Genomic DNA, 25,766 nt, shown 5'->3' with positions numbered 1-25,766 from the left:
GGTCACCACCTCCGGTCGTGGTGGCCGGGGGGCTGCTGCGCCGGCAGGACGACCCGGAACGGGGTGGTCACCGGTGAGAACCCGGCGCCGGACGCGACGATCAGGCGGGGCCCGAGCCGATCGTGCGGCAGGACCAGCAGCTGCGCCGCGAACGTGCCGTCGACGGCGGGTACCACCGGCGCGGCGGCCGCGGTGATGCCCACGCTCCAGGCGAGGGCCACCGGCGCGCCGGGCGGGAAGTCGGTACCGCGCACCGACGTGACGAAGCCGGGCGGCCCGATCGCCGGGACGGCGACGATGCGCGGCTGGAGTACCCGCAGCGGCGCGGTGGCGGTGTCGTTGCCCGGGTCGGCGTCGGCGCCCGTGGTGGTGACCGTGCCGGCGACGGTCGTCGCCACGGCCGCCGTGGGCGCCAGTGTGAACGTCACCGTGGCCGCGGCGCCCGGGGCCAGGTCGGGTACCGGGCAGCCGGTGACGGCCTGGCAGCCCGGCGGCGCGGCCGCGACCCGGACGCCGGCCGGCAGCGCGGGACGCAGCCGCAGCCCGGTGGCCGGCTGCCCGCCCGCGTTGCGTGCCGTGTACGTCACCGTCGCCGGGCCGCCGACGTAGGCCGGCGTGGGGGTGACGGTGACGGTCACCGTCGGGTCGGCCGGCGCGGTCGGCGGCGGTTCGGTGACCCGGACGTCGGTGCCGGCCCGGTTGTCCGCCGGTATGGCGTCGATGACCCCGCCGTCGACCGACCAGACCAGCGGGAAGGCGCCGGCGGCCAGCCCGGTCAGTTCGACCCGTACCGTGACCGTCCGGCGAACGCCGACGGCACCCAGGTCGCAGCCGGCCGGGTCGAGCGCACACGTGCCCTGCTGGGCAACCAGGCCGGTGACCTGAAGACCCGCCGGTACGGTGAGCGCGAGCCGGACATCGGGCGCCGGACTCGGCCCCCGGTCGGTGACCGAGAGCGTCAGCGTCGTGCGGCCGCCGACGGTCGTCGCCGGGGGCGGGGTCACCAGGGCCGTGGCCACGTCGACCGAGCGCTGCCACGTCGGCTCCTTCTGCCGCCCCGGCAGCCTGTCGGTGAGCGGCGTGACGGCGCGGGTGGCCAGGTCGTAGCCGTACAACGCCTCCAGGGAGTTCTGGTCGCGGTCGCGCCGGGCGGAGAAGACCAGCCGCTTGCCGTCCGGCGACCAGCTCACGTCCCGGGGCTGGAACGGGCCGGTCGGCTGTGGCGGCACCGGGGCCGCGCAGGAACCGCCGGAGGCCGGGAACAGCAGCCGGCAGCGCGCGCCGGTGACCTCGGTGAGGACCAGGCCGTCGTCGCGGCGGTTGAACACGATCTGACGGCCGTCTCGGGAGAACGCCGCACTGTCGTCGACGACGTCGCAGTCCCGGCCGCACACCGCGCGGGTCAGGTCGTGCTGGTCGAGGCCGTCGGCGGCGGACGCGGTCCAGATGTGGCTACGGCTGGAGTCGCCGTTGTATCGGCCGCGGGTGAACGCGAGCACCGTGCCGTCGGGCGACCACGCGGGCTGGCTGTCGCCGAGGTCGGCCGATTCCGGCGGTACGGGCAGGGCCAGCAGTTCCGCGCCGGTGTCGGCGTCGACGACCACGATCCGCGAGGGGCCACCGGCCCGGCTGCGCACAAGTGCGATCCGGTGGCCGTCGGGCGACCACTCGGGGTCGGTCTCCCGGTCGTCCGGGCCGCGCCCGGTCACCGGCAGCAGGCGCGGCGACGTGCCGTCGGCGCCGACCGTCCAGATGCGCTCGACGCGGCGGCCGTCGACCGTCTCGAACCGGCTCACCGCGATGCGGCGCCCGTCCGGCGAGTACTCCTGGCGCTCGGTCCACGGGTCGCCGTCGGTCGGCAGCCACATGAACCGGGAGTCCTGCTCGGCCTTGGGGTCTTCGCGCAGGATCGGCAGGCGCAGGTCGCGCGGGTCGACCCCGTCGGGCCGGATGTCCTGCAACGTGGCGGTGCGGCGGTCGGGCGCGCTGTCGCGGATGACGATCAGGGACGGCGTAGACGCGCCCGGCGGCGTGTAGAAGCCCGGGAAGCTGACCTGGCGGTCCTCGGCCAGGCGGAGCTGCGCCGTGCAGGGGCAGGGGTCGTCGCGGGGTGCGCCGCTGTAGACGAGGTCGACGGCGCCGAGCGCGCCGCCGTCGGGCGGGGTACGGCTGACGAACGCGAGCGTGCCGCCATCCGGCGACCAGGCCGGCTCGCGGCTCTGCCAGTTCGCCGGCAGCAGCAGGTGGTCGCCGGTGCCCGTCGAGCTGACGAGGTGGATCTTCTGATCGGTCGCGCTGTCCGGGTCGCAGGTGAACGCGATGCGGTCGTGCGCCGGGTTGGGGTCCCAGGCCGGCTCGCCCGCGCCGGTCGGCTCACTGGTCAGCGGCGTGATCGCGCCGCCGGCGGCCGGTACCCGGTAGACCTGCGGGACCGTGCCGCCGCGCCGGCCCTGGAAGGCCAGGGTGGCGCCGTCGGGCGACCAGGTGGGCCACCGGTTGTCGCCGGACCCGTCGGTGACCCGGCGCAGCCCCTTGCCGTCGACGCCGACAACGAAGATGTCATGGTCCGACCCGCCGCGGCCGGCCCCGGAGTCGAACGCGATCTGTCTGCCATCCGGCGAGAGCACCGGGTGCGCCTCGCTGGATGTGTTGGCCGTGACCCGGACCGCTGGGCCGCCACCTCGGCTCAGGTACACCTCGGTCGTGACCGCGTCGCGCAGGCTCACCCAGGTGACCGTGTCCCCCCGCGCCGATATCTCGTCGTCGAAGTGGTCCGGCCCGGTGGGGAAGAACGGCGTCGACACCGCCGCGGCGCCGTCGCCGCTTACGACGCCGATGCTGCGGTGTTTCGTGCCGGCGTACGCGATGCGCTCGGCCGCCACCGGTGCGACGGCCGCCGGGGAGCGGCCGGACGGACCGGGCCGGCCGCCCGGTGGATCCGCCGCCGACGCGACCAGCCCGGGGAGCAGCGCGGCGACCGTTGCCGTCGTGGCCAGGAGCACGGGAATTCGGGTCTTACGTCGCAACGGGACCTCAACAGGCAGGGCGGTGGTCGACAGGGGAGCGCGGTGGCCGCCGGTCCAGCCGCGGGCTTGCGGGCGCCGCGCGGGTACCCGGCCATCCTCGGCCGGGTCCAGCCATGACGCAGTGGCCGCATGGGCACCGGCACGGGCACGGCCGACCGCCCGTTCGGGCAGGGGCCGAGGTCGGGCCGGCGCGGGCGGCTCAGATGAGGCCCTGCCGTAGCGCGTACGCGACCGCGTGGGTGCGGTTGCGCAGTTGCAGCCGCGTCGTGACCTCGTGCAGCACGTTCTTGACCGTCCGCTCCGAGTAGGACAGCTTGTCGGCGACCTCCCGGGTGTCGAGCCCGTCCGCCAGCAGGCGGAGGACGTCGACCTCGCGGGTGGTCAGGCCCGTGAGCGTCAGGCCGCGGGGGTCGAGGAGCTGGCGCTGCAGCCGGTTCATCTGGTCCAGCAGGCGTCCGAGGAGATCCGCCGGCATCGCGCCCTCTCCGCGTACGGCCGCGGAGATCACGTGGGTGAGCTTCTCGGCCGTCGCCTCGCCGCGGCGTACCACGCCGACCACGCCGCACTCGACCGCACAGGCCAGGCCGGCGTCGTCGATCCTCGCCGGCACCAGGACGAGTTTCGCGGTGCCCGTTCTGCGCAGTCGGCGTAGCTCACCGGCGGCCGTGTCGTCGAGGCTGTCCACCACCACGAGCGCGACCGTGGCATCCCGCTCGTCCCCCGGTTCGAGCACGCGGAGTTCCGGGCGGGACCGTAGCTGGCTCACCACCCCCTGCCGCAAGATCGGATCGTCGGCGTGGACCCAGACCGGTACCCGGTTCATATCGACCTTCCTGTCGGCGGTGCCGACCGGGTGGCCCGTCGGCACCCGGTCAGGTATCGGTAGCCGAGCCGAACCGGCGCTCGTGGCGTCTCTACCGGCTGCCGGCTGCCGGAGGTGAGTGTGCCGGGCGCCGCTTTGCGTGCACCTAACGCCGGTACGGACGGGCACCGGTTCTGCCCGTGGTTGTTCCCAAAAGGCCAGTTTGCGGGTTCATGCGTACGCCTACAGTCGGCCGGCATGAGCGCATCCGCCAGCCTGGCCCAGACCGAGGTGACCGTCGCTCCCGGCGGAGAGGCACAGGCGACGGTCACGGTCCGCAACACCGTCGACATCGTCGAGGCATACCGGTTCGAGGTGGTCGGCGTACCGGCGGAGTGGGTGGCCGTCGAGCCCGAGGTGCTCTCGCTGTACCCGGGTGCGTCGGACACGGTGACGGTCGCCTTCCGGCCGCCACGGTCGTCCCAGGTGCCGGCCGGCGAGCTGCCGTTCGGAGTCCGGGTCCTACCGTCCGAGCACCCCGGGGCCGCGGTGGTCGAGGAGGGCACCCTCATCGTCCTGCCGTTCTCGGGCGTCGCGGCGCAGCTGCGGCCGCAGGTGCGTGGCGGGCGTCGGCGCGCCCTGTTCCACGTCGAGACCGACAACCGGGGCAACGTCACCGAGGATCTCGCCTTCGGCGCCACCGACGCCGGCGAGCAGCTGAGGTTTGCCTTCCGGCCGGCAACGGCGACCGTGGCCGCGGGGGAGCGGACCGACCCGGCCCTCGTCGTGCGTTCGCGGCGGCTGCTGTGGCGGGGCAAGCCCAGGCACCTGCCGTTCCGGGCCCAGGTGTTGCGGGAGGGCGGTGTCGCCGTCGCCCTCGACGGTACGTTCGTGCAGCGGCCGATCTTCTCCGCCTGGCTGCTGAAGCTGCTGGCGCTCCTCCTCGCGCTGCTCCTGGCACTGCTCGCGCTGTGGTTCGGCCTGCTGCGCCCGGCCGTACGCTCCGCGGCGCGGGAGGCCGTCGACGGCACGGTCGACCGGGCGGCCGTCAAGGCTGCCGATCGCGCTGCCGATCAGGCCGTGGCGAAGCAGCAGCAGGCGGGGGCGGCGCCGCCGGCGGCCGCCCCGTCCGCCGACGGCGGGCGCAGCAGCGGCGGCCAGGCCGTCGGCCAGAACGGCGGGACGGGAGACCAGTTCTCGACCGCGCTGTCGTTCCGTACCAACCCCGGTGGCGCGGCCGAGCAGCGGTTCACGGTGCCGGACGGAAAAACCTTCCTGCTCACCGACTTCCTGGTGGACAACGCGCAAGGCGACGAGGGCACGCTGACGGTGAGCGCCAACGGCGTGAAGGTCGTCACGTACGGGCTGGAGAACTTCCGCGACCAGGACTACCACTCGGTCACTCCGATCCGGGTGCCGGCAGGCTCCCAGGTGACCCTGACGGTCGCCTGTCGCAAGCCCGGCACTCCGGCCGACGCCAGGCCGGCGAGCACCTGCTCCGAGTCGCTGTACCTCAACGGCATCATGGTCGGTGCCGCCGGCTGAGCCGGGTCGAGGCGGGGCCGGGCAACCTGTGCGCCTACGAGGCTGGTGGGTCGACGCGCCTGCCTCGTCACCGTAGTCGGACCGTCAGCTGAGACCGCGGTGGGCGGCCCACAGCGCGCCGGCGCGGCTGGCAGCGTTGGCGACCAGGGCCGCCAGCTCGGGCCTGTCGGGCACGGGGAACGAGACGTATGTGCCGCGGCCGCCGCCGGTCGGTCGGCCGTAGGCCTTTGCCGCGAGGCGCCCGTCCGGCAGGAGCCGGACGTTGAGTGTGGTCAGCGTGAACTCCTCACCGCGTCGGGTGGCGGTCCAGCGGAGCCCCTCCGGGATCGTGACGTTGATCGCCAGGGCGCTCACATCGAGGGCGACATCGCTGCTCATGGACGCATGGTCGCACGGGAGCCGGCGCCCGCGCATGAACTGCTCGGCCGGCGGGTGCGGGACGTGCAGCTGAAGCGGGGGCAACGGTACGAGCTGATGCGCGGCGGCCGCGTCGTGCCCGGTGCTCAGCGGCTGGCCGCGTCGGCGAGGGCACGCTCCACCGGGACCGGACGCCCCAGGTAGAACCCCTGCCCGAGGGGCACGCCGCACGCGACGAGCGCGTCGCGTTGCTGTGCCGACTCGATCCCCTCGGCGATGACGGTGCAGCCGTGTTCCCGTGCGAACTCGACCAGCGAGCGGATCGAGGCGCGGCGTGCGTTCTCGGCCTCGACACCGGCCAGCGTCGCCCGCCCCAGCTTGAGGAAGCCCGGCTTCAGTGACTCCATCCGAGCCAGGGAGTCGTACCCCGCACCGGCGTCGTCGACCGCGATCCGCACCCCGGAGGGCAGGTGGTCGAGATCCGCCCGGTCGGCTTCGGTGACCTCCAGCACCAGGGGCCGGGAGCTCTCCGCCAGCAGCGGTTCCAGCTCGCGCGGCCGCCGCAGCAGGTCGCTGGAGACGTTGACCGCCAGCCATGTGCCGTGGGGCAGGGCATTCGCGGAGGCCATGGCAGCGCGGATGAGGGCGGCATCGAGGTCGATATGCAGGCCCTGTGCCTGCGCGGCCTCCAGTCCACGCTGAGGGCTGCTGCCGTCGGCGAACCGGGTGAGGGCCTCGTAGCCCACGACCTCCCCGGACTCCAGCTCGAAGATCGGCTGGAAGACGGTGAAGAAGGTGAACTCCTCGAAGGAACTCGACCGGGACAGTGGAGTCTGCAGTGCTCGGCTGGATCGGCCCGCGGCCGCCAGCTGCGTCGACCGGACCGCGACCAGGCCGGAAGCGCCCCGCCCGGAACGGTAGTGCAACACCGACGCCCAGTCGCCGATCGCGCCGGTCGGTGCCACCGCGCGGCCTTCGGCAGCGGCGGCCGAGGTCGGCCGCAGGGCACTGTCCCCACCGCGGGAGGGCGTCTTCGGGTGCACCGGGCGGTACAGCCAGTTCCGCAGGTGGGTGAACAGGTCGACCACGGTGTTGCCCACCCCGACGAACGCCACTATCGCGTACGTCGACAGCACCAGGTTCATCCCGGCGAAAGCCAGGTTGGCCCACTGGTGCCGCTGCACATCACGGACCGCCGTCCAGGCGCAGAGCGCGATCAGGGCGAGTGGTGCGACCAGGTACGTGGTGGCCGCGGTGGTCCGGTTGCGGACCTTCGGTGTCCGCTTGAACGCGCTCTTCTCCCCGGTCAGCAGCTGGAGGATCGAGGCGAAGCTGCCGGAGAGATTTACCGGCAGCAGGATCAGGTTGAAGCCATAGATGCGCAGCACGTCCAGGCGCTTGTAGCCGAGGTACTTCAGGTCCGCGCTCATCATGAGGAAGTACGGCACCGACACCAGCAGCAGGATCGGGTTGAGCAGGTTGGCGTTGAACGGGTACGCGAGCATGATCACCAGGCACACGGAGCTCCAGAAGATGGAGGCCATGTAGTTCACCCGCAGGAACAGCTCACCGAACCGGTTCTTCTGCTCCCGGGCGGCCCGGGCCCGGAACTGATCCTTCAACCGGGACAGGATCAGCAGGCCGCCGTTCGCCCACCGCTGGCGCTGGATGCAGAGCGAGCCGAAGTCCGGCGGGGTGGCGCTGTACGCCAGTCGCTCCGGGTAGTTGTAGAGCGTCCAGCCGCGGACCCCGAGGTCGATCGTCGACTCGGTGTCCTCGATGACGGTCCGGTCCTGGATGTAGCGGCGGATCTCCCAGTCGCCCTCGTAGGAGACCTCGCAGATCTCGTCCAGCGCCTTCTTGCGCAGCACGGCGTTGGCCCCGACCCAGAACGTCGCGTCGTAGTGCGTCATGCCCTGGTGGACGATGTGCTGGACGTCGGTCGTTGCTCCGGAGATGCGCTCGATCCGGGTCGCCGCACCAGGAAAGGCGCTGTACGGCGTCTGCGCCACCGCGTCCCCCGCGTGGGCGCCCTGCTCGAGCAGGTGCACCAGCCGCAGGCAGTACTCCGGCATCAGGACGCTGTCGGCATCCAGGGTCAGTACGTAGTCCGGGTCGGGGATGGTCAGCTCGGCCCGGCCCGGCCCGGCCGGCACCAGGGCGACCCCCAGCGGCGTGCTGACCTCCTGGTAACCGCCGCCCATCAGCCCGATGTAGCTGTTGAGGTTCATCGCCTTGTTCGGCTCGCTCGACAGCGAGACGTACCGCTTGCGTTCGAAACTCGTCACGGAAACGTCGAAGATGGCGAGCAGTCGGCGGTACAGCTGAACGAGTCGCGCCTGTGGCAGGGTGGCTTCCTCGTCGGCGCCACGCTCCAGCGCCTCGGCGATAGTGCCCAGATCCTCGGCGAGCGCGTGCAGGATGTGCTCGACGAAGAAGACGTCGGTGTGGTCCACCATCTCCTGCCGGCGGCCCAGGCCGTAGAGCCAGCCGGCGGCGAACCGGTACTCGGCGGCGAGGTCGCGCATGTCGTCCGCAGTGGTGGCGCGCTCGTCGCGCTCGCCGAGGGAGTCCTCGAACCGCTCGTACGCCGCCTGCACCCGTGCGTAGGGGCCGGCGAGCTCGGCCTCGATCGCGGCCGGCAGCGCTCGGGCAGCGAGCAGCAGGTCGCGGGCGGCCCGGGTCCGCGGCCGCTGCGGATCGTCAATGAGCAGGACGACCCGCAGGCCGGGGTACTCCTGCAGCGCCGCCGAGAGCAGGGTCGTGCGGATCACCCGCTCGTCCTCCTGGTACGACGGTACGAGGACCGTCACCGACGGCGTCGGCCCCTGCAGGAACGTATCCAGCACGATCCGCGGCGCCCGGTGATGCGCCCGGCTGCGGTAGAAGAAGCCGATCCGGGTGATCAGGTAGGCCGTCGCGGAGCCCGCGAGCGCGGTAACAACGACCATGTAGACGATCGCCTCGACGGCCAGCCGTGCGGTGGAGGCATGCCCGGCGATGAACTGGTCGATCACCGTGCGGACGATGTAGCAGGCCCAGACGGTGATGGTCAGCACGACCGCGAGCCGCCCCCGGGCGATGCGGCCCTCGGAGACGGGGGGCGGCACGAGAGGGTGGGGTGCCGACCGGCGGTCGGCACCCCACTGGCGCTGGGCGTCCGGCCTGCGCTGGTCCACCGAGTTGCGCTGCATGGTTGCCCTTCACTGTTGTGCGACACCGGCCGTACCTGCGCGACCGTCGAGCCCGGCGCGGCTTGTCCGCGCCCATTCGCCTCCCCATCGGCGGTTTCGCGACGTACCTTGAAGGTTTTTCTGTCGCCGGCCTTCAGATGTCGTGGAACCTGCCGATCCGAGAGCAGAGGGTCGAGCCCCGCCGACGACCCACGAAGGAGAGAGCTGCCATGCTGACCGACCGCGCCACCCCGCAGGCCGTGCGGCAGGAGCACGACCCCCTTGCCGACCCGGACTGGCAGGAGCCAGAGGCTCCGGTCGAGCGGTTGTCGTGGCTCAGGCTCGGCATCCTGGTCCTGGTGCTGGCCGGGCTCGGCGCCGGCAGCGCCGCCGCGGTGCTGCACCTGCGGCACACTGCCGGCCCAACCGCGAAGTCGTGGGCCGTGCCGTACGTGGATGTCACGCTGACCCCCACGTTCGCGTTCCAGGACCCGAAGGTGAACCCGGCGAACGACGTGGCCCTCGCCTTCGTGGTCGCCGATCCCAAGGACGGGTGCTCGCCCAGTTGGGGTGGCGCGTACAGCCCTGACGAGGCGGCTGCCTCCTTGGAACTGGACCGCCGGATCAACCAGCTGCGTTCCGCCGGTGGGAACATCATGCTCAGCGTGGGCGGGCAGATCAACACCGAGCTCGCCGTGGCCTGTACCGACCAGGCGCGGCTGACCGACGCCTACCGGCAGCTGGTGCGGCGCTACGACGTGAAGACCCTGGATCTGGACATCGAGGGGGCGGCCGTTGCGGACCAGGCGTCGTTGCGGCGGCGCGCACACGCCCTGGCGGCGCTGCAGGCTGAGCGGCAGTTGGCGGGCCAGCCGCTGGCTGTGTGGCTGACCCTGCCGGTGACGCCGGACGGCCTGACCGCCGACGGGCTCGGCGCGGTGCGGACGACGCTGGAGGGCGGTGTCTCGCTGCGCGGTGTCAACGTGATGACGATGGACTTCGGGTCGAAGCAGGGCTCCAATCCCGACATGTTCGAGTTGACCACTCGGGCGCTGGAGTCGACCCACCAGCAGCTGTCCGCCCTTTACCTGCGGCTCGGGGTGCAGTTCACGTCACCACAGGTGTGGTCCAGGCTCGGGGCCACCCCGATGATCGGCCAGAACGACGTGGATGCCGAGCGGTTCACCCTCGACAACGCGCGCAGGCTCGCCTCGTTCGCCGTCGAGAAGGGGCTCGGCAGGGTGTCGATGTGGTCGCTGAACCGGGACGCCCGGTGCCGCGGGACCTTCACCAACGTCGTCGTTCATTCCAACACGTGCAGCGGGGTGGCCCAGGAGGCGCTGGCCTTCTCGTCGGTCTTCGCGGGGCTGCCCGGAAGCGCGGTGGGCGCGTCCGGCAGGGAATCCGTCGCGATCCCGAACCAGGAGCCGATCGTCGACGATCCCCAGAAGAGCCCATACCCGGTGTGGCGTCTCACCGCCCAGTACGTGAACGGGTACAAGGTCGTCTGGCACGGTGTCGTCTACGAGGCGAAGTGGGCGAACCAGGGCGTCGATCCCTCGGCGGCGGGGGACGCCTCCAGCCCCACGCCGTGGTCGGTGATCGGCCCGGTGGGCCCGACCGAGGCCGCTCCCCGGCCGAGCCCGACGGTTACCGGGGTGACCGCGGAATGGAACCCGGCGACCGTCTACGCCCGCGGGGACCGCGTGCTGTTCGACGGGCTGCCGTACGAGGCTCGATGGTCGACGAAGGGCGACGCTCCCCCCACCGAGTACCCGATCAGCTCGAACGAGCCGTGGAAACCGCTCTTCACGGTCCCGGGTGAGCCGGTGACCAGCTGACGACGTGGGTGACCAATAACGGTGTATCGATGTTCACCGGCGAGCGGGAGCCTGACGAGGAGGTCGGAATGGCGGAATCGGCCGCGATACGGCCGCGCCGGACGCGTACCGAACATCGTCGATCGTGCGAGCGACCGCTGCTGATTGCTCGAGCGGGACTAGCCACGTCGATTCGTCGCGGATCGCCTTGCCGAACGCTTCGACCATGAGCCGGTACGGGTCGGTCGCCGGATAGTTGATCTCGCGTGGGGATTGTCCGTCGACAGCCAGGTGCAGTGCGGTTGGATGGGTGCCGGCCGTGAACGCGGGGTGGGGCAGCCGGAGGAGGCCTTGGGAACCGCGAACCTCCAGGAATTGCTCGTCGCGACCGTCGAGCGCGGCGGTGATGTGCGCCGTGGCGGTCTGTCCGAAGGCGAGCCAGGCTTCCGTGGCGACGTCGGCGTCGCCGCCGTCGCTGCCGGCCCAGTAGGTCATCGTGGCGCGCACGGCTGTCGGTGTCTGCCAGCCCATCGCCGGGAGCGCTCCGGCGATGGCATAGCATCCGACGTCCCACAACGCGCCCCCGCCCAGGGCGGTATCTCGGCGGTAGTTGCCGACCGCTGGCGTCGCGCCGTTGAAACGGGCGGTGACGTGCTGGATTTGTCCGAGAACGCCGGCCGCGAGAAGCTCTTCGGCCGCACGCGTCCGTGGGTGCCATCTGTTCCAGGCCGCTTCGACGAGAAGGCGTTGCGAGGCGGCGGCCGCAGCAGCCATGTCGGCAACCTCGGCTTGTGTGAGCCCCAGGGGTTTCTCGCACAGGACGTGTTTGCCGTGTTCCAGCGCCGCGACGACCCACTGGAGGTGGGCGTTGTTGTGAAGGCAGACGTAGACGGCGTCGACGTCAGGGTCTTCGAGCAGGTGAGCATATTCGTGGTAGGTCCGCTGCGGGCCCAGGGCGGCCGCGCGGCGCTCATCCCTGGACGCCACGGCATGCAGGGCGTTGCCTCGTGCCGCACGGACCGCGGGGCCGAGGCTCGAAGAGGCGATCGATCCGGCACCGAGGAAACCCCATCGGATAGTCACGGCTGCGTCCTTTCGGCGTGAGCGGCGAGGTCGAGCACGAGGCTGCTCCAGCCGAACGATTTCGCCCCGTGTCCGGCGCCGTCGAAGGGTCCGTAGCATTCGCGCATGCCCGACAGCGCCGTCATCTCCAACGTGCGGTCGGCGAGGTGGTCGGCGATGTCCGCGTATCCATGGGTGCGGAGTCCCCCGCACAGGTACCAGTTCAGGTTCACCCAGCTCGAGCCACGGAAGATGGCGCCAGTGGTGAAGTCGGGGTCGAAGGTCGGCTCGTTGATCGCGACGCTCGGAACAGGATACGGCGTCCAGAATTCACGTTCGTCGAGGAGATGATCCTCGACGAGCCGTCTGGCCGCCGGTTTGGGCAGGTCGTCGAGGATGAGCGGGAACAGGCTGCTGGCCGTCAGGCACCGTGCCGCCGTGCCACGAATAACGTCGATATCCCAGAACACCCCGCGTTGGTCGTCCCAGCAATGGCGAAGCAGCGCGGCCGTGATGGCGTGGGCGCGGTCATCGAGAACGTCGGCGACTCGTCGGGTACGTTCGGACAACCTGCACAGACCCGCCGCCGCGCGTAGCCCGTCCGCGTAGATGCTGTTGACGAGCACGTCGTGCCAGACGAACCGGCGGGCGGCAGCGATGTCGGCCTCACTGGTGGCTGTCGCGTATGCGTCGAGCAGTTCGCGCATCGACTGATGCCATTGTCCCGCCACGATTGCGGGCGTCGTGTCCAACCCGAGGGCCTCGTCGTATTTCGGGCTCATGTCGAGACCCGATTCGTCAGGTTGGAACGTGACGAGTAGGCCGGTACGCGAGTCGGTCCGATGGTTGTGCAGCCAGTCATAGAACGCCACCGTGCGTGGCAGTGCCGTTGCCAGGAAACGTCGGTCACGGGTCGCGAGGTAGACCCGCTCCACGCTGCGGGCGAGTACGGGTGGCGCGATAGAGGTCGAGGTCCAGCCCCTCGCCCGGATTCGGAAGTCGTCGACGGCGTGTGGGCGGAGATCGTCCTGCCACAGCAACATGTGTGGCAGGAACCCCTCCGACGTCACGGCCGAGAGCAGTGACTCGAGCTCAGCCTGCGCTCTGGACGGGTCGACGTGCGACAGCGCGATGGCATGGAAGGCGCTGTCCCACGCCCATTGGAACGGGTACGTGTCAGGGGATGGACAGGTGTAGCAGAAGTCGCGGCCGGCCCCGGCGGAGAACCCGGAGCGCAGATTGCTCCGTAGCACCCCACCGGCAGCGGCGGTCGCGGCCGCGACCGGCGAGGAGTTCACGCTCATGAGTGGACCACCCGACGCTCACCGGCCTCGGCCGCCGCCATCCGGGAGTGCCGCCGTCCGCCCCGCATGAGTAGCAGCAGCGCGGCCACCACCAGGAGGACCAGATCGACGCCGAACGCCGGACCAACGCCCAGTCCGTCGGCGAGCGCACCGAGCAGCAGTGGTGCGAGCATGATCCCCACTCCCACGACGAGTTGCGTCCGCGCGGTCGCGTCGTCGCTTCGATCCGGCGCGGCCGCGACGGCGAGTGACAGCGCCAGCGGAAACAAGTTGGCCATGCCGAGGCCGAGGACGAACAGCGTCACGACCGCGGGCACGAGGCTTGGCGAAAGCCAGACACCGACGAAGGCAGCCGCGCTGAGCGCGAGTGCCGCCAACAGCAATGGCTGCGTCCGACCGGCGCGCGATGTCAGCCGGCTGCCGACGAGCCGGCCAACGAGTTCTCCCACCGCGAAGACGGTCATGATCGCGGCGGCGGTACCGGCGTCGACACCGATGTCCTGCCGCAGTAGTGAAGCACCGTAGAAGACGACGCAGAACTCGGCGCCGACGAGCAGCCCGCACACGGCGCACAGCACCCAGAACGCTTTCGGCAACGCGAGTCGCGTACCTGCCGGGGCGGGCGTCGTGTTCGTGCTCGCTACGGCCGTGATGGTGTCACGGCCGTAGCGAAGATAGAGCACGAGGAGGGCGGCGACGGGCAGCGCGAGACTGAACTGCCAGCCGGCAGCAACCGCATCCAGCGTCCCGACCAACAGGGGGGCGACCACGGCGGCGGCACTGGCACCGGCGTTGGCTTCCACGATGGCGCGGTCCCGGCGTTGGCCATGCCGGTCGGCCAGCAGGGCCAACGCCATGATCTGAAGGAAGACGCCTCCGACGCCGAGCACTGCCACGGCCGGCAGGGTGAGGCCGGGGCCGCGGCCCGCAGCCAACATGACCGAACCGATGGCGACGGCAGTCGCGGCCGTCCACAGAAGACGCCGTCGCCCGAATGCCGTGACCAGCCTGGAGAAGAACAGTCCGGGTACGAGTACACCCGCCGCGAAGATCGTCGAATGGACGCCGATCATCGCGTAGGGAAGGTTCAGGTCCCGGCTGAGCAGAGTCAGCATCGGACCCAACGCGTACAGCACGTACGCATAGACGGCCAGGACACCGAATGCCAACCACGTGACGCGGTCACGTGCGTACGGTGTCTCCACCGTCATCGACGATCTCCGAGCAGGCTGTCGGCACCGGACAGCGCGTTGGCAACCGGTGCCGCCCGTAGGCAGGTCTTCATGGAACTGCCCTGTCCGTAACTGTGGAACGCATCGAGCACCGCGGCCGAGTCATAGAATGAGATCCGGTTACTCATGACCGGCGCCGCGTCGACCAGCCCGGATTCGAGCAGTCGTACGGCGATGTTCGCGACATGAGCTGACCGGGCCATCGGGAAGAGTCGGACGTCGAATGGCGTTGCCCGAATGTTGAGGCCTTTGGCGAGAACGAGCCAGGTGTTGATCTGTTGGCGCACACCGGTGGCACCGTAGATAACGTATGTGCCGCCCGGTCGCAGTAGTCCCATCGACAGCTCGCGTACATCTTTGCCGTGGCCGTCCACCGCCACATGTGGAAGTGCGTCGAAGACGTAATCGGCGTACTGGTCGTGGTTGTCACGCACGAACTGCTCCAGCAATTCGGCATCGGTCGAGGTATTGAATCCACGCTCCGCGCCGCAGTGCAGGGCGATCTTCAGCCGGCACTCGTTGCGGTCGACCACGGTGACTGAGCTGACGCCCATGTAACGGATGAGAACCTGCGTCGCGAGCACGGCACTCGGTCCGCAGCCGAGGACGACGCACACGTCACCAGGGCGGGGTGGGTTCACGAGAATCGAACGCAACACCGATGTCAGTGGTTCGATGATCGTCGCCGTGTCCCAGGGTAGCGACTCCGGCACGACAACCGCCGCTGCCTGATTGGCGTCGTAGAAGTTCCGCCCGGTGTACCAGGCGGTTTCGGTCGCCGCTTCGCCGCCGAAGATCGGGCGGATCACGCGGTATTCCGCCAGGCCCCCGAAGTCTGTCTGCCCCCAGTAGCAGAGTCGTTGCCCCGGCTCCACTCGCCCGCGCAGCCTGGCGCCGACGCCGACGACCTCGCCGACATATTCGTGCCCGGGAATGATCGGCCAAGCTTCCGGGAACAGATGCCCGCGAAAATATGAGACATCCGTCGAGCAAATCGAAACCGATTCGGTCCGGAGTAGCACCTCATCATCTCCGTGAACGGGGTCTCGTTGTTCATTCGGCTCCAGGACACCCGGTCCATACATCACGTACGCTCGCACTGAGCCTCCCCAGACTAGGCGCGCACCAATGCGCCGGAATTGTGGACGGCGCATTGGTGTTGACGGATTGATGACTAAAGCCTAGAGTGGTTCTTCCGAATGGCGCCACCCGGTAATTTGTGGGGCAGACCACATGCCAAATTGTGCAACGAAAGTGCATTTTGAAGCGCTGACGGTGTTTGCGTCAGCGCATCCGGCAGCGCCGGCCCGTAGCAGGTTCGACGGCGTAAGAACTGCAGGACACAATCGTGCTCTGCGGATTTGTCGGCAGTGTTGGAAGTGTATGTCGGAACGATGAATTCAGGCTTACCTCGGCTGTCCACACAGCCGGGCGTTGAGATCATCAAGTATGCCGGCGGTGGCCGTTGCGCCGAACCGGGTCACGCCGACGCCCGCCATCTGCAGCAACAGGTCGAGAGTGCGAACCCCGCCGGCGGCTTTCACGCCCATCCGGGCGGGGACGGCCGTTCGCATCAGGCGGAGATCTTCCAGGGTGGCGCCGGTGGGGGCGAACCCCGTCGAGGTCTTGACGTAGTCCGCGCCGGCCTCGTCGGCGAGACGGCACGCCCGGAGTTTCTCGTCCGTGGTCAGATAGGCGTTCTCCAGAATGACCTTGACGAGTGCGACGCCCGCAGTCTCTCCGATGATCGCTTCGATGTCGGCGCGCACGTCGTCATCGCGCCCTTGTCGTAGCCACCCAATATTGATCACCATGTCGATCTCGCGGGCTCCGTCAGCCAGAGCAGCGGCCGCTTCCGCTGCCTTGATCCTGGTGGTGCTACCGCCGTGGGGAAAACCGACCACCGTGCCGACCGCGACGTCCGTGCCGGACAGCACCGTGGTCGCGAGAGCCACGTCGCACGGCTTGACGCACACAGACGCGACGTCGTAACGCAGCGCCAACTCACAACCCCCGCTGACGTCATCGGTCGTGAGTTCGGGTCGCAGCAATGAATGGTCGATCATCTTCGCTACCTGGCGGACGGTTACGTCGGCTGGCGTCAGGGATCGGGTCACGATGGGCCACCTCTCGCTGTTTCGGACAGACGCGTGACGACCGGCTACGGCATGGTCGTCGAGGGTGCGTGCGAGTTGTCGTGATCTACGGAGAACGCCACCTGCAACGAGTACCGCGAGCCCACGTACCGGGACTGGGTCAACTCCAGCGGACCGCCGTCCTGATCGAGGATCAAGCGACGCTCCACCAGCAGGGCAGTCCCGGCTGGCACGTCCAGCAGTCGACAGTCGTCCTCATCCGCGGTCTGGGCCTCCACCGACGCGTACCCCCGCGCCGGCACCCGTCCCAGGCGGATCAATGTCTCGTGCAGTGAGTGACGGGCGAGGTCCACGTCGAGCAGTCCCCGGACGGAGGGCGGGAAGCTTGACCGTTCCAGGACGACCGGTACGGCATCGGCCAGTCGCACCCGGGAGACCGCGACCACCTCGGCGTCCGGCGGCAGCCGTAGCCGGCTGACCTCCTCGCTGTCGGCCCGTCGCACGGTCGCCGAAATGACCCGCGACGACGGGATTCGTCCCTGCCGGCGCATCTCCGAGCTGAACCGCACGAGCGTGTCCGCTCGCCGCTGAGTTACCGGCGGCGCCACGAACGTCCCTTTGCCCGGCTGCCGGTAGACCAGTCCCTCGGCTACCAGGCGCTGGACCCCCGCTCGGGCGGTCATCCGACTGACGCCGAACTGCTCACACAGCTCAGCCTCGGACGGTAGCGGATCATGCGGTCGCAACGCCGAGATGCGTGCCCTGAGCTCCTGTTCGATCCGGTAATACCTCGGCGCGAACTCCACTCCCGACAGCGCTGTTCCCGTCACGATCAGTACCTTACCCCGGCTAGATGTATAGTCAACTAGTCTTATGGCCGAACACTCGCCCGGACGTCGTTCGGCACCGGCCAGCCGCACCGGTGAGGGCATGGTGGTGACGTGACCGGCCGCGCGGGTGCGGTGGCGGGGCGCGACCGCCACGGGAGACTCGTCGCGGCGTCCGGCTCAGGCTCCGTCCGTCACGTGGGCCGTCGCGGCCCGGTCGACCGTCGCCGACCAGCTCGCGAGGAGATCCAGCGCATCCTGCGACGTGGAGCCGGGCTCGGCGCTGTACGCGATGACCGTCAAACCGGTGTCCGCGGTGAGCTCCATCGCCTCGAACGTCAGGCTGAGATCGCCGACGACCGGGTGGTGCATGTGCTTGGCCCCGGTGCGGTGGAAGCGCACGTTGTGTGCGGCCCAGCGGGTACGGAAGGTTTCGCTGCGGGTCGACAGCTCCCCGACGAGGTCGCACAGCGCCCGGTCGTACGGGTTGCGCCCGGCCTCGGCGCGGAGCAGCGCCACAGTGTCGTTGGCCAGCCGTTCCCAGTCGGGATAGAACTCCGTCGCGTGCGGGTCGAGGAAGATGAACCGGGCCTGGTTCGCCGGCCGGGTCGGGTAGGCGAACAGCGGTTCGAAGAGGGCGTACCCGAGCCGGTTGGCGGCGAGGACGTCCAGGCGCCCGTTCCGCACGTACGCCGGTGCCGTGGTCATCGCGTCGAGGATGCGCTGCACGCTCGGGCGTACCTGTTGCCGGGCCGGGTGGCGGCGGGCGCGGGCCGTGGTGTTCGCCGCGCGCGCGAGGTGGAACAGGTGGGCGCGCTCGGCCTCGTCGAGTTGCAGCGCGCGGGCCAGCGCTTCGAGCACGCTCTCGGAGACACCGTTCGCGTTGCCCCGTTCCAGTCGGGTGTAGTAGTCGACGCTGACCCCGGCGAGAAGCGCGACCTCCTCCCGGCGGAGTCCGGGAACGCGCCGGTTGCCGCCGTAGACCGGCAGGCCCGCCTGCTCCGGCGTGATCCTGGCTCGTCGGGAGGTCAGGAAGTCGCGGATCTCGTTTCGGCTGTTCACGGCTACGACGGTACGTCGATGCGGGTGCCGCTGGGAGGTTCTGCCAGTACCCGGAACGACAGGCTCTCCCGCACCGGCACCGTCCGGAGTTCCATGGCTGTTGCTCCCGATCACGATAGGGGAGTGCCCCGGCGAAGGCCGGGGATCGGAGACGGGATGCGGAAACCTTGTCACCGGAGCACGACGCCCGGCGAGCGCACCCTGACGGAAAGGCTGGACGACATGAGAACCACCACACTCGGCACCATGGGCCCTGAGGTCGGCGTCATCGGCCTCGGGTGCATGGGCATGACCCACGCCTACGACATGGGTACCCCGCGCGACGACGCCACCTCCATCGCCGTCATCCATCAGGCGCTCGACCTGGGCATGACGCTGATCGACACCGCCGACGCCTACGGTCCGTACACCAACGAGGAACTGGTCGGCCGGGCGCTGGCGGGCGGCCACCGCGAGCGTGCGGTGCTGGCCACCAAGGTCGGGCTGGTCACCGGCCCGGGCGCGGGCGGCAACTCGCCGGGCATGGGCAGGAACGGCCGGCCCGAGCACATCCGCAGGTCGATCGACGACAGCCTGCGCCGCCTCGGCACCGACCACGTGAACCTCTACCAGTTGCACCGGGTCGACCCGGAGGTACCGCTGGAGGAGTCCTGGGGTGTGATGGCCGAGGCCGTGGCGGCCGGCAAGGCGCGGCACATCGGCCTGTCCGAGGTGTCGGTCGACGAGATCAGGCGGGCGCAGGCGGTGCACCCGGTGGCGTCGGTGCAGTCCGAACTGTCGCTGTGGACCCGGGACGCGCTGGCCGAGGTGCTGCCGTACTGCCAGGAGCAGGGCATCGCCTTCCTGCCGTTCTCGCCGCTGGGGCGGGGATTCCTCGCCGGACGGTTCGCGTCATTCGACGACCTGCCACAGGACGACTTCCGGCGCCGGTTGCCGCGCTTCCAGCAGGACGCGCTGCGCGCCAACCTGGCCATCGTCGGGCGGGTACGCCAGATCGCCGAGCGGGCCGGAGCCACGCCGGCGCAGGTGGCGCTGGCGTGGGTGCTGGCCCAGGGGCGGCACGTGGTGCCCATTCCCGGTACCAAGACCCCGAAGTACCTGGTGGACAACGCCGGCGCGGCGGACGTCGAGCTGAGCGCGGCGGACCTGGCCGAGCTCGACGCCCTGCCCGCGCCGGAGGGCACCCGCTACTGACCGGCCGGGTGGCGCCGGGGCCCGTCCGTGCTGAGCGGCGGGGCCCGGCGCAGCCGCGGCGGGATCCGGGTCCACCGGTTCGCTCACGTTGTGTCACGCGGCACCTCCGACGGGTCGGCCTGCCGGATGCGGCGCTGGGCGTAGCCGGTGGCGCCGAGCGCCACCACGGCGACCGCGGCGACGATCCGCCCGAGCGGCCCGTACGGCACGTCGACGACGGTGCCGGGTTGCGCGGGGGCACGCAGGTCCGCATCGCTGGGCTCGGACATGGTGTCTTCTCTCGGGCTTGGCTGCATCCGGTCTCCTCTCACGCCGGCGGACAATGCCAGGAGCAGGGGCCGTCACGAGATCACAGACGGTTCAACGCTGGCCGGGGCTGCTATACGGTGGGCAGGTGAGAATCGAGCGCCACTGGTGGAATGGCAACCGGACCCTACGTGGCCGTCGCGACGTGTACATCCGTAGTGACGGCGAGCGATGGGAAGTTGAGGCGCAGACGGGCGGGGAAGCGGGACCCTCGAAGGTGCAGCAGTGCCCCGGTAGGGCGTCGGCGGAGATTCTCGCCGACGCCTGGTTGGGCGGTCGACCGGAGTGGCGGGAACTGGCGCCCTGAGTGGGTCTCCGCAACAGGAGACCCGTGAATGGCCCCGGCTTGGCCTGGTCGTCCAGCGGAAGTGCCGCTCGCCTCGTCGGGGGCATTCCTCCCAGACGTTCCAGCCGTCGCGTTGCCCGCCGCGTGCCCTGGGCACCCTGGGCGCGAAGCCCGACGTCCGTCAACGAGTCGATGAGTTCACCGTTTGTGCGGCATGCTGTGCAAGTGATAAATCGGACGGCGCACGCCCTGACCGACAACGACCGTTCCATCCTCGATCCCTTCGTGGCGCCGGACGCAGTGGGTACCGACGGACTTCGCCTCGCGGAGGTGCCGTTCGTGCCCGAGATCCGTCTGCACCTCGCCGAGGACGCGATCGTGCTGCGGGCGAGGCTGGAGGCTCAGGTGGGGGCGGCGTTGCCGCCGCCGTTCTGGGCTGACGCCTGGGCCGGTGGTCAGGCGGTCGCGCGGTACGTCCTGGACCATCCCGACGTCGTTGCCGGTCTGCGGGTGCTCGACGTGGCCTCCGGGTCGGGTCTGGTGGCTGTCGCGGCGGCGGTGGCCGGTGCGGCGGCCGTCACCGCCAACGACATCGATCCCTACGCTCTGGCCGCGATAGCGCTGAACGCCCATGCCAATGACGTGGCTGTCGAGGTAAGCCGGGGCGATCTGCTCGACGGTGACGGTGATGACGCCGAGGTGGTGCTCGCCGGAGATGTCTTCTACAGCCGGTCCATGGCCGAGCGGATGTTGCCGTTCCTGCACCGCGCCGCCGCGCGCGGTGCCCGGATCCTGATCGGCGATCCCGGCCGGGTCTACCTGCCGCACGACAGCCTGGAGGTCGTCGCGAGCTACCCGGTTTCCATGCTCGGAGCGCCCGAGGATGCGCAGATCAGACAGGTTTTCGTACTCACGTTGCGGCGCTGACGGTACGGGCCGCAAAGGGGTGGCCGGTGTCTCGATCCCGGGGGAGTCACGCGAATGCGGCGTTCCGTCGGGATCCCTGCTAGGGTGAGGGAGGTTTTTGGATAGGTGGTTCGCCTTATCCCGGCCGGTTGGCAGAACGCAGGTGCGCTGCCAGTGGGTTGGGCGATGTGGGGCCGCTAGACCAACGGCTTCCGGATCTGCGTGGTGCAGATCCTCGCCTAACAAGGGAGAACAGCAATGGCACAGGGCACCGTGAAGTGGTTCAACGCCGACAAGGGCTTCGGTTTCATCAGCCAGGACGGGGGCGGCGACGACGTGTTCGTCCACTTCTCCGCCATCCAGTCCGGCGGTTACCGGTCGCTTGAGGAGAACCAGCGGGTCGAGTTCGAGATCACGCAGGGCCAGAAGGGCCCGCAGGCCGAGAACGTCCGCCCGCTCTGATCAAAGCTCGCGTGCGGCCGGCACCTCAGACCCGAGCGGCCGCATCAATGAACGACGGGATGGTCGACCCCACATAGTCGACCCACATCGGTCCCCGCATCCGTCTCACCGACGATGCGGGGACCGATGCTTTTAAGGCTGTCCGGCCTCGCGACTATCACCGCGGGTTCGCGTCACGCGGGCGCGTTCGGGTGAGCGTTGGATCTCCTGTGCGGTTCCAAAACCCTGGCCTGGTGGGTGACCCGGGCTGCTATGCGGCTCGTTCGTACTCGGTGATGAGCCCGCCGAGGATGGATCGACGTCTGATCCGGTCGTGGGTCGGGTCAACGGCGGGGTGGTCGGGTCCTGGCGACTGCAGTTGTAGGGCCTTCGCGACGGCGACGGCCGGCTGGGCGCAGTTGGCCAGCTGTGCGTTGAAGCCAGGGTCTGGCTGTGGTCTTTCGTCTTCATGGTCAGGTGGAGCAGCAGCGCGCACAACAGGAACGCAGCCCAGCCGGCGGTGACGGCTAGGTGGCGGGAGATGTCCTGGCTGAGGTAGTAGGCGGTGATGAAGGCCAGGAGGGCGAGGCTGTTGCGGGTGAAGTGCGCGCGGAACTCGACGAGGTCGCGTCGGGTCTCGATGACGACCAGGACGCCAGAGTACGGGAACGTCACGACCATTCCTTGGAGGAGTTGCCCGAGCCCGACCATGAGGAGAGCGCCGAGGGCGAGTATGACGATCTTGCCGACAGTCGGTAGGGCGCGCCGCCCGGGTGGGGTTTGGGCTTGCCTGTGAGTCGCTGCCTGCTGTCGCCGGGTCGTTGTCCATTGGTGTAGGGCGGCGACGATGACCCAGGCTGCGAGGGTGGTGGCGAGGATGGGCGCGAACGGCAGGCGGCCGGCTTGCAGGAGGGTCCAACTGCCGGCGATGTAGGCGGCGATCCCGGCGAGGTCGGCTAGCAGGATGTGCCAGCGCAGCCGGTGGTGCAGCCAGGCGACGGTGGCGACGAACAGGTTGAGCAGTACCACCCCGAGCAGTTGTTGGGCGCCGACCGGGATGCGGGTGGTGACCAGTACCAGTGTGATCGGCAGCGGGAGGCTGTAGATCAGCGCACGTAGTCGCACTGATCGGACCAGACTGACAGCCCAGATGACCAGGGTGACGACCGCGCCGGTGAGCAGCGTCATTGTGGCGTGCCCTCGCGGGTCACGGCGACGTCGCCCCGTGCCCGATCGCGAGGCCGGGCGGCCCGCTCGCAGATCTGGAACGTCTTGCTCAGCCGGGTCAGGTCAGCCTCGTTGACGGTGAAGATGTTGCCGACGATCTCGCCGCCAGCGTTGAGTCTGGCCTCCCACGCGCTGGTGCCGTCCCAGATCGTGAAGTTGTGCCACAGCACTGGATCGAGGGCATCCGCCTGCACCAGCCCGACATGAACGCCGGCGCTTTCCTGCTCGGCCACCATTTTGTCCAGTTCCGTGGTCATAGTGGTGTAGACGAAGATTCGCTTGATCCGCACGCCGTTGTCGAGGGCATCGAGGTTGGCCTGCCAGTAGTGCCGGCCGACGTCGCTGGTCCACCAGCCCAGACCGTGTCCGGGAAGCTGCGCCAGGACGTTCGTCACCGCCTGCAGGGTGCGTCCGCACGCGCGGGTGGCTGCCAGCAGATGCTCGTAGTCGCCACGCGGGCGCACAATGCGGCCGTGACTCAACTCGTCAAGTTGCTCACCGAGCCGTACGTACCGTCTACGCGCCTCCGCTACGACCGAGGTGCCGCCGTACCGGCGTTCGATGTCGGCGGTCGCCGTTGCCAGGGGTACGAACACGTCGCCCAGCCACGGCGTTGCCTCGATCATGTCGCGCATCCGGAACCTGCGTTCAGCGCGGACGGTCGAGTCGAGGATCAGCGAGATCGTGATCCCCATCAGACACGCCAGAAACGACTCGACGCCGCTGGCGGCGTTAGTGAGGTCCAGCACGATCGATACCACGATCGACAGCGCGATCCCGACCAGCGCGACCGGATCGACATAGGCGCTGATCCGCAGCGCCGAGCCAACGCCACGGTGCCGCTTGCTCTCGCCCTTCCGATCGGCCATTCGGAGACTCCTTCACCGACGAGTCCGCGAAGTACGGTGGAATGCCACGGCGCCTGTCAGGGTAGGCGTGGCAGGCAACTCGGGATCGATCAACATCGGGATGGGGTGCTCGCCGTGCGGTTCTCGATCGGGACTCCCACCGGCACACCGCCGCGTCAACGACCGAGCCTGCTGGCACCGAGGGGGTCGACAGCGGCGCCACAGCTGCCCGGCGATCATGAGAAGCGCGCCCCGTTGTCGCAACCCCGGCATCTCCACGGCGCCTTCACCAACTGGGCATGGTCATGTGCTTGGGTTGGCGAATGGATCAGTTCACTGCGGCAACGGCCGCACCGGACAAGATCTCGTACATGGACACCGCCGCTGGCACCGCGGTGGGCATGGACTACAAACAGCGCTTCGTCGACGCCCTCGACGTGGGGCCAGGGCAAACGCTGGTCGATATCGGCTGCGGCCCGGGGACCGATCTGGGCCGGCTGGCTGACGCGGTAGGCGCCGACGGTTCCGTGATCGGTGTCGACCAGGAGCCTCGGATGCTGGACGAGGCCCGTCGGCGACTGGGTGACCGACCGAACGTCGAGCTGCTTCTGGGCGACATCCATGACATTCCACTGGCCGACGGCAGCGTCGACCGGGCGAGGGTCGATCGGGTCTTGCAACACGTGCGGGACCCAGCGAGGGCGCTGACCGAGGTCCGTCGAGTGCTGCGACCAGGCGGACTGTTCGGCATGGCAGAGCCAGACTGGGACACCCTCGCGGTCGCCGACGAAGACCTCGAGACCAGCCGAGGCTTCGCCACGTTCACGGCCGGTCAGGTGCGCAACGCCACGATGGGCCGCCAACTGGTACGCCTATGCTCCCAGGCAGGCTTCCGCGTGCGGTCGGTCGGTCCCATCGCCGTGATGTTCCGCGACTTCGACACGGCGGATTACATCCTGGGACTCCGACGGAACTCGGCGCGTGCCGTGCGCGTTGGGAAGCTGGCCGAGGCGGACGCCGAGGTATGGCTGCAGCGTCTGGCGAGCGGACCCCTCGTCGCTGGCTTCACGTTCTACCTCGTGATCGCCGAAGCCTGACGCAATGGCCGGAACAGGAGTCGAAGCCGGCCCGACGCATGGGCCGTACCCGAAGCGGGGCGAGCAATGCCGGTCACCGTGACCCAGTGGCCGTGGAGACTCCAGTGGCCGTGGAGACTGCGGTTCACCGGGCGGACGTGGAACCGGCCCGGTGGGACTTGCCGAAGCCCGGACGTTCGCGGGCCGTCAGTCGCCACTGAGGTGTGGCGCTCATCGGGAGCGGCTCCAGACGACGCTTAGCGCGGAGCGCGGCGGTCTGCTGCGGCGTACGAGGCTGCGGCGGTGAGCGCCGAGACAGCCAGCACGGCGGGCCAGGCGCCGATGCGCTTGGCCAGCGGGTGCGACAGGCCGAAGGCCCCGACGTAGGTCGCGACCAGCGCTGCGGTCACGGCCGGGCTCGTCCGCCGGGTCCACTCGCGTCCCGCCAGCACACCACCCGCGGCAAGGACCACGCCGCCGAGGGACCGGTTACCGGTCCGGCGGGCGAGCTGCCATCCGCTGATGAGGGAGCCCGCGGTGATCGCTGCGGTGGGGAGGCGCATTCCACGACCGTACACCGCTGGAGGATCGCCATCTCGTACACGTCCCTGCACGATTGACTGACCAGCCTGATATCTCCCCCGTTACGGAGCCGGTCCGCGCAGCCTGACCCGCTCCCACCGTCGGTGGTCATTCCTCCCGGCACCATCCCTCATGCGCAGAGGCCACCGGGCAGGTCGCGCCGCGGTTCAACCGGCTGTCGCCGCGGCGTTGCCGCGCCTGGGCAAGCCACACCGTGCCTTGCCTGCGGGACGGCCGGCCGCCCGTCGGTCGTCCCGCCAAGCGGGTGACCCTCGTGGTACCACGGCGGGAACGGTCCCGGCCGTCGCTACGTCGGATGTTCGTCATCGGCGCGGTCACGCAGTCGGCCGGCGATCCCCGACAGCGCCTGACCGATCTTGTCCGGAATGACACCGGCGGGGCTGGCCTCGAAGCTGGCCTCGTCGAGGAGGTCCTTGACCATCTGCAACGCGATCCGGTTGCGGTTGTGAGGTGTACTAAGGATCTTGGACACGTCCTCCGACCTGAGAGGATGAGTCCATGCCCGAGCAGCGTCGCCGGTACAGTCCACAGTTCAAAGCCGAGGCCGTGCAGATGGTGATCGAGACCGGCAAG

Annotated in this window: 22 protein-coding genes; 6 read left to right on the top strand and 16 right to left on the bottom strand. The window is 69.7% G+C overall.

Annotation, left to right across the window (positions count from 1 at the left end; translation table 11 throughout):
- Nucleotides 1-2: 2 nt before the first annotated feature.
- Both ACNTMW_RS26205 and ACNTMW_RS26200 read right to left on the bottom strand, forming a co-directional pair.
- Nucleotides 3-3,026, bottom strand: a complete 3,024-nt coding sequence (locus ACNTMW_RS26205; protein WP_426636484.1) for a hypothetical protein — start codon at nucleotides 3,024-3,026, stop codon at nucleotides 3-5.
- A 199-nt stretch (nucleotides 3,027-3,225) separates the two neighbouring features.
- Nucleotides 3,226-3,849 carry a helix-turn-helix transcriptional regulator gene (locus ACNTMW_RS26200; protein ID WP_426636483.1) on the bottom strand — a complete coding sequence of 208 codons (624 nt, stop codon included), beginning with the start codon at nucleotides 3,847-3,849 and terminating at the stop codon, nucleotides 3,226-3,228.
- Between the two features lie 237 nt (nucleotides 3,850-4,086).
- Here ACNTMW_RS26200 and ACNTMW_RS26195 point away from each other — a divergent pair, with 237 nt between their 5' ends.
- Entirely contained in the window at nucleotides 4,087-5,373 is a 1,287-nt protein-coding gene (locus ACNTMW_RS26195) for a COG1470 family protein (protein ID WP_426636482.1), read from the top strand.
- Nucleotides 5,374-5,457: 84 nt separating this feature from the next.
- Here ACNTMW_RS26195 and ACNTMW_RS26190 read toward each other — a convergent pair whose 3' ends face one another.
- Together ACNTMW_RS26190 and ACNTMW_RS26185 are read right to left on the bottom strand one after the other, a co-directional pair.
- A complete protein-coding gene (locus ACNTMW_RS26190; RefSeq protein ID WP_426636481.1) occupies nucleotides 5,458-5,751 on the bottom strand; it encodes a hypothetical protein in 294 nt (97 codons plus the stop codon).
- 125 nt (nucleotides 5,752-5,876) lie between these two features.
- Nucleotides 5,877-8,924: an EAL domain-containing protein gene (locus ACNTMW_RS26185; RefSeq protein ID WP_426636480.1), complete on the bottom strand. Its 3,048-nt coding sequence runs from the start codon at nucleotides 8,922-8,924 to the stop codon at nucleotides 5,877-5,879.
- A 209-nt stretch (nucleotides 8,925-9,133) separates the two neighbouring features.
- Between ACNTMW_RS26185 and ACNTMW_RS26180 the strand changes: the two genes are divergently transcribed.
- The gene (locus tag ACNTMW_RS26180) at nucleotides 9,134-10,744 is read left to right on the top strand and encodes a chitinase (protein WP_426636479.1); all 1,611 of its coding nucleotides are present in this window, start codon (nucleotides 9,134-9,136) and stop codon (nucleotides 10,742-10,744) included.
- Nucleotides 10,745-10,777: 33 nt separating this feature from the next.
- Here the strand turns inward: ACNTMW_RS26180 and ACNTMW_RS26175 are convergent, their stop codons facing one another.
- The 7 genes from ACNTMW_RS26175 to ACNTMW_RS26145 all read right to left on the bottom strand — a co-directional run bounded on the left by ACNTMW_RS26175 (nucleotide 10,778) and on the right by ACNTMW_RS26145 (nucleotide 18,306).
- On the bottom strand, nucleotides 10,778-11,806 hold the full coding sequence (locus ACNTMW_RS26175) for a Gfo/Idh/MocA family protein (RefSeq protein WP_426636478.1): 1,029 nt from the start codon (nucleotides 11,804-11,806) through the stop codon (nucleotides 10,778-10,780).
- Nucleotides 11,803-13,083: an amylo-alpha-1,6-glucosidase gene (locus tag ACNTMW_RS26170; protein ID WP_426636477.1), complete on the bottom strand. Its 1,281-nt coding sequence runs from the start codon at nucleotides 13,081-13,083 to the stop codon at nucleotides 11,803-11,805. Before ACNTMW_RS26170 ends, ACNTMW_RS26175 begins: the two co-directional genes overlap by 4 nt.
- 2 nt (nucleotides 13,084-13,085) lie before the next feature.
- Nucleotides 13,086-14,300 (bottom strand): MFS transporter, encoded by a 1,215-nt coding sequence (locus ACNTMW_RS26165; RefSeq protein WP_426636476.1) that lies wholly within the window; start codon nucleotides 14,298-14,300, stop codon nucleotides 13,086-13,088.
- A complete protein-coding gene (locus ACNTMW_RS26160) occupies nucleotides 14,297-15,343 on the bottom strand; it encodes a zinc-dependent alcohol dehydrogenase (protein ID WP_426636474.1) in 1,047 nt (348 codons plus the stop codon). Before ACNTMW_RS26160 ends, ACNTMW_RS26165 begins: the two co-directional genes overlap by 4 nt.
- Before the next feature lie 384 nt (nucleotides 15,344-15,727).
- Nucleotides 15,728-16,438: a deoxyribose-phosphate aldolase gene (gene deoC / locus ACNTMW_RS26155; protein ID WP_426636473.1), complete on the bottom strand. Its 711-nt coding sequence runs from the start codon at nucleotides 16,436-16,438 to the stop codon at nucleotides 15,728-15,730.
- Nucleotides 16,439-16,482: 44 nt separating this feature from the next.
- Nucleotides 16,483-17,247, bottom strand: coding sequence for a GntR family transcriptional regulator (locus tag ACNTMW_RS26150; protein ID WP_426636472.1), 765 nt, complete (start codon nucleotides 17,245-17,247; stop codon nucleotides 16,483-16,485).
- A gap of 177 nt (nucleotides 17,248-17,424) precedes the next feature.
- On the bottom strand, nucleotides 17,425-18,306 hold the full coding sequence (locus ACNTMW_RS26145) for a helix-turn-helix transcriptional regulator (RefSeq protein ID WP_426636471.1): 882 nt from the start codon (nucleotides 18,304-18,306) through the stop codon (nucleotides 17,425-17,427).
- Between the two features lie 222 nt (nucleotides 18,307-18,528).
- On the opposite strand from ACNTMW_RS26145, the gene ACNTMW_RS26140 reads away from it, so the two are divergent.
- Nucleotides 18,529-19,500, top strand: a complete 972-nt coding sequence (locus ACNTMW_RS26140; RefSeq protein WP_426636470.1) for an aldo/keto reductase — start codon at nucleotides 18,529-18,531, stop codon at nucleotides 19,498-19,500.
- An 83-nt stretch (nucleotides 19,501-19,583) separates the two neighbouring features.
- Here the strand turns inward: ACNTMW_RS26140 and ACNTMW_RS26135 are convergent, their stop codons facing one another.
- The gene (locus ACNTMW_RS26135) at nucleotides 19,584-19,769 is read right to left on the bottom strand and encodes a hypothetical protein (RefSeq protein ID WP_426636469.1); all 186 of its coding nucleotides are present in this window, start codon (nucleotides 19,767-19,769) and stop codon (nucleotides 19,584-19,586) included.
- A 551-nt stretch (nucleotides 19,770-20,320) separates the two neighbouring features.
- On the opposite strand from ACNTMW_RS26135, the gene ACNTMW_RS26130 reads away from it, so the two are divergent.
- Both ACNTMW_RS26130 and ACNTMW_RS26125 read left to right on the top strand, forming a co-directional pair.
- Nucleotides 20,321-21,019, top strand: a complete 699-nt coding sequence (locus ACNTMW_RS26130) for a class I SAM-dependent methyltransferase (RefSeq protein ID WP_426636554.1) — start codon at nucleotides 20,321-20,323, stop codon at nucleotides 21,017-21,019.
- A gap of 237 nt (nucleotides 21,020-21,256) precedes the next feature.
- Entirely contained in the window at nucleotides 21,257-21,460 is a 204-nt protein-coding gene (locus ACNTMW_RS26125) for a cold-shock protein (protein ID WP_168075220.1), read from the top strand.
- A gap of 132 nt (nucleotides 21,461-21,592) precedes the next feature.
- Here ACNTMW_RS26125 and ACNTMW_RS26120 read toward each other — a convergent pair whose 3' ends face one another.
- Together ACNTMW_RS26120 and ACNTMW_RS26115 are read right to left on the bottom strand one after the other, a co-directional pair.
- Entirely contained in the window at nucleotides 21,593-22,627 is a 1,035-nt protein-coding gene (locus ACNTMW_RS26120) for a DUF2339 domain-containing protein (protein WP_426636468.1), read from the bottom strand.
- A complete protein-coding gene (locus tag ACNTMW_RS26115; RefSeq protein ID WP_426636466.1) occupies nucleotides 22,624-23,535 on the bottom strand; it encodes a hypothetical protein in 912 nt (303 codons plus the stop codon). The genes ACNTMW_RS26120 and ACNTMW_RS26115 overlap by 4 nt, the downstream gene beginning before the upstream one ends.
- A 302-nt stretch (nucleotides 23,536-23,837) precedes the next feature.
- Here ACNTMW_RS26115 and ACNTMW_RS26110 point away from each other — a divergent pair, with 302 nt between their 5' ends.
- Nucleotides 23,838-24,611, top strand: a complete 774-nt coding sequence (locus ACNTMW_RS26110; protein ID WP_426636465.1) for a methyltransferase domain-containing protein — start codon at nucleotides 23,838-23,840, stop codon at nucleotides 24,609-24,611.
- Nucleotides 24,612-24,847: 236 nt separating this feature from the next.
- Here the strand turns inward: ACNTMW_RS26110 and ACNTMW_RS26105 are convergent, their stop codons facing one another.
- Both ACNTMW_RS26105 and ACNTMW_RS26100 read right to left on the bottom strand, forming a co-directional pair.
- Nucleotides 24,848-25,153, bottom strand: coding sequence for a hypothetical protein (locus ACNTMW_RS26105; RefSeq protein ID WP_426636464.1), 306 nt, complete (start codon nucleotides 25,151-25,153; stop codon nucleotides 24,848-24,850).
- A 326-nt stretch (nucleotides 25,154-25,479) separates the two neighbouring features.
- Nucleotides 25,480-25,665, bottom strand: coding sequence for a hypothetical protein (locus ACNTMW_RS26100; protein ID WP_426636463.1), 186 nt, complete (start codon nucleotides 25,663-25,665; stop codon nucleotides 25,480-25,482).
- Between the last annotated feature and the right edge of the window lie 101 nt (nucleotides 25,666-25,766).

Source organism: Planosporangium spinosum (assembly GCF_049999945.1).
In the GTDB taxonomy this organism is placed as follows: Bacteria; Actinomycetota; Actinomycetes; order Mycobacteriales; family Micromonosporaceae; genus Planosporangium; species Planosporangium spinosum.
This window is presented reverse-complemented; position numbering and strand designations above follow the sequence as displayed.

What these genes read in the sequence shown, in the direction of transcription:
- ACNTMW_RS26200 (WP_426636483.1), bottom strand. Translation starts at nt 3,849, where the DNA reads ATGAACCGGGTACCGGTCTGGGTCCACGCCGACGATCCGATCTTGCGG.
- ACNTMW_RS26195 (WP_426636482.1), top strand. Translation starts at nt 4,087, where the DNA reads ATGAGCGCATCCGCCAGCCTGGCCCAGACCGAGGTGACCGTCGCTCCC.
- ACNTMW_RS26190 (WP_426636481.1), bottom strand. Translation starts at nt 5,751, where the DNA reads ATGAGCAGCGATGTCGCCCTCGATGTGAGCGCCCTGGCGATCAACGTC.
- ACNTMW_RS26185 (WP_426636480.1), bottom strand. Translation starts at nt 8,924, where the DNA reads ATGCAGCGCAACTCGGTGGACCAGCGCAGGCCGGACGCCCAGCGCCAG.
- ACNTMW_RS26180 (WP_426636479.1), top strand. Translation starts at nt 9,134, where the DNA reads ATGCTGACCGACCGCGCCACCCCGCAGGCCGTGCGGCAGGAGCACGAC.
- ACNTMW_RS26165 (WP_426636476.1), bottom strand. Translation starts at nt 14,300, where the DNA reads ATGACGGTGGAGACACCGTACGCACGTGACCGCGTCACGTGGTTGGCA.
- ACNTMW_RS26140 (WP_426636470.1), top strand. Translation starts at nt 18,529, where the DNA reads ATGAGAACCACCACACTCGGCACCATGGGCCCTGAGGTCGGCGTCATC.
- ACNTMW_RS26135 (WP_426636469.1), bottom strand. Translation starts at nt 19,769, where the DNA reads ATGTCCGAGCCCAGCGATGCGGACCTGCGTGCCCCCGCGCAACCCGGC.
- ACNTMW_RS26125 (WP_168075220.1), top strand. Translation starts at nt 21,257, where the DNA reads ATGGCACAGGGCACCGTGAAGTGGTTCAACGCCGACAAGGGCTTCGGT.
- ACNTMW_RS26120 (WP_426636468.1), bottom strand. Translation starts at nt 22,627, where the DNA reads ATGACGCTGCTCACCGGCGCGGTCGTCACCCTGGTCATCTGGGCTGTC.
- ACNTMW_RS26115 (WP_426636466.1), bottom strand. Translation starts at nt 23,535, where the DNA reads ATGGCCGATCGGAAGGGCGAGAGCAAGCGGCACCGTGGCGTTGGCTCG.
- ACNTMW_RS26110 (WP_426636465.1), top strand. Translation starts at nt 23,838, where the DNA reads ATGGATCAGTTCACTGCGGCAACGGCCGCACCGGACAAGATCTCGTAC.
- ACNTMW_RS26105 (WP_426636464.1), bottom strand. Translation starts at nt 25,153, where the DNA reads ATGCGCCTCCCCACCGCAGCGATCACCGCGGGCTCCCTCATCAGCGGA.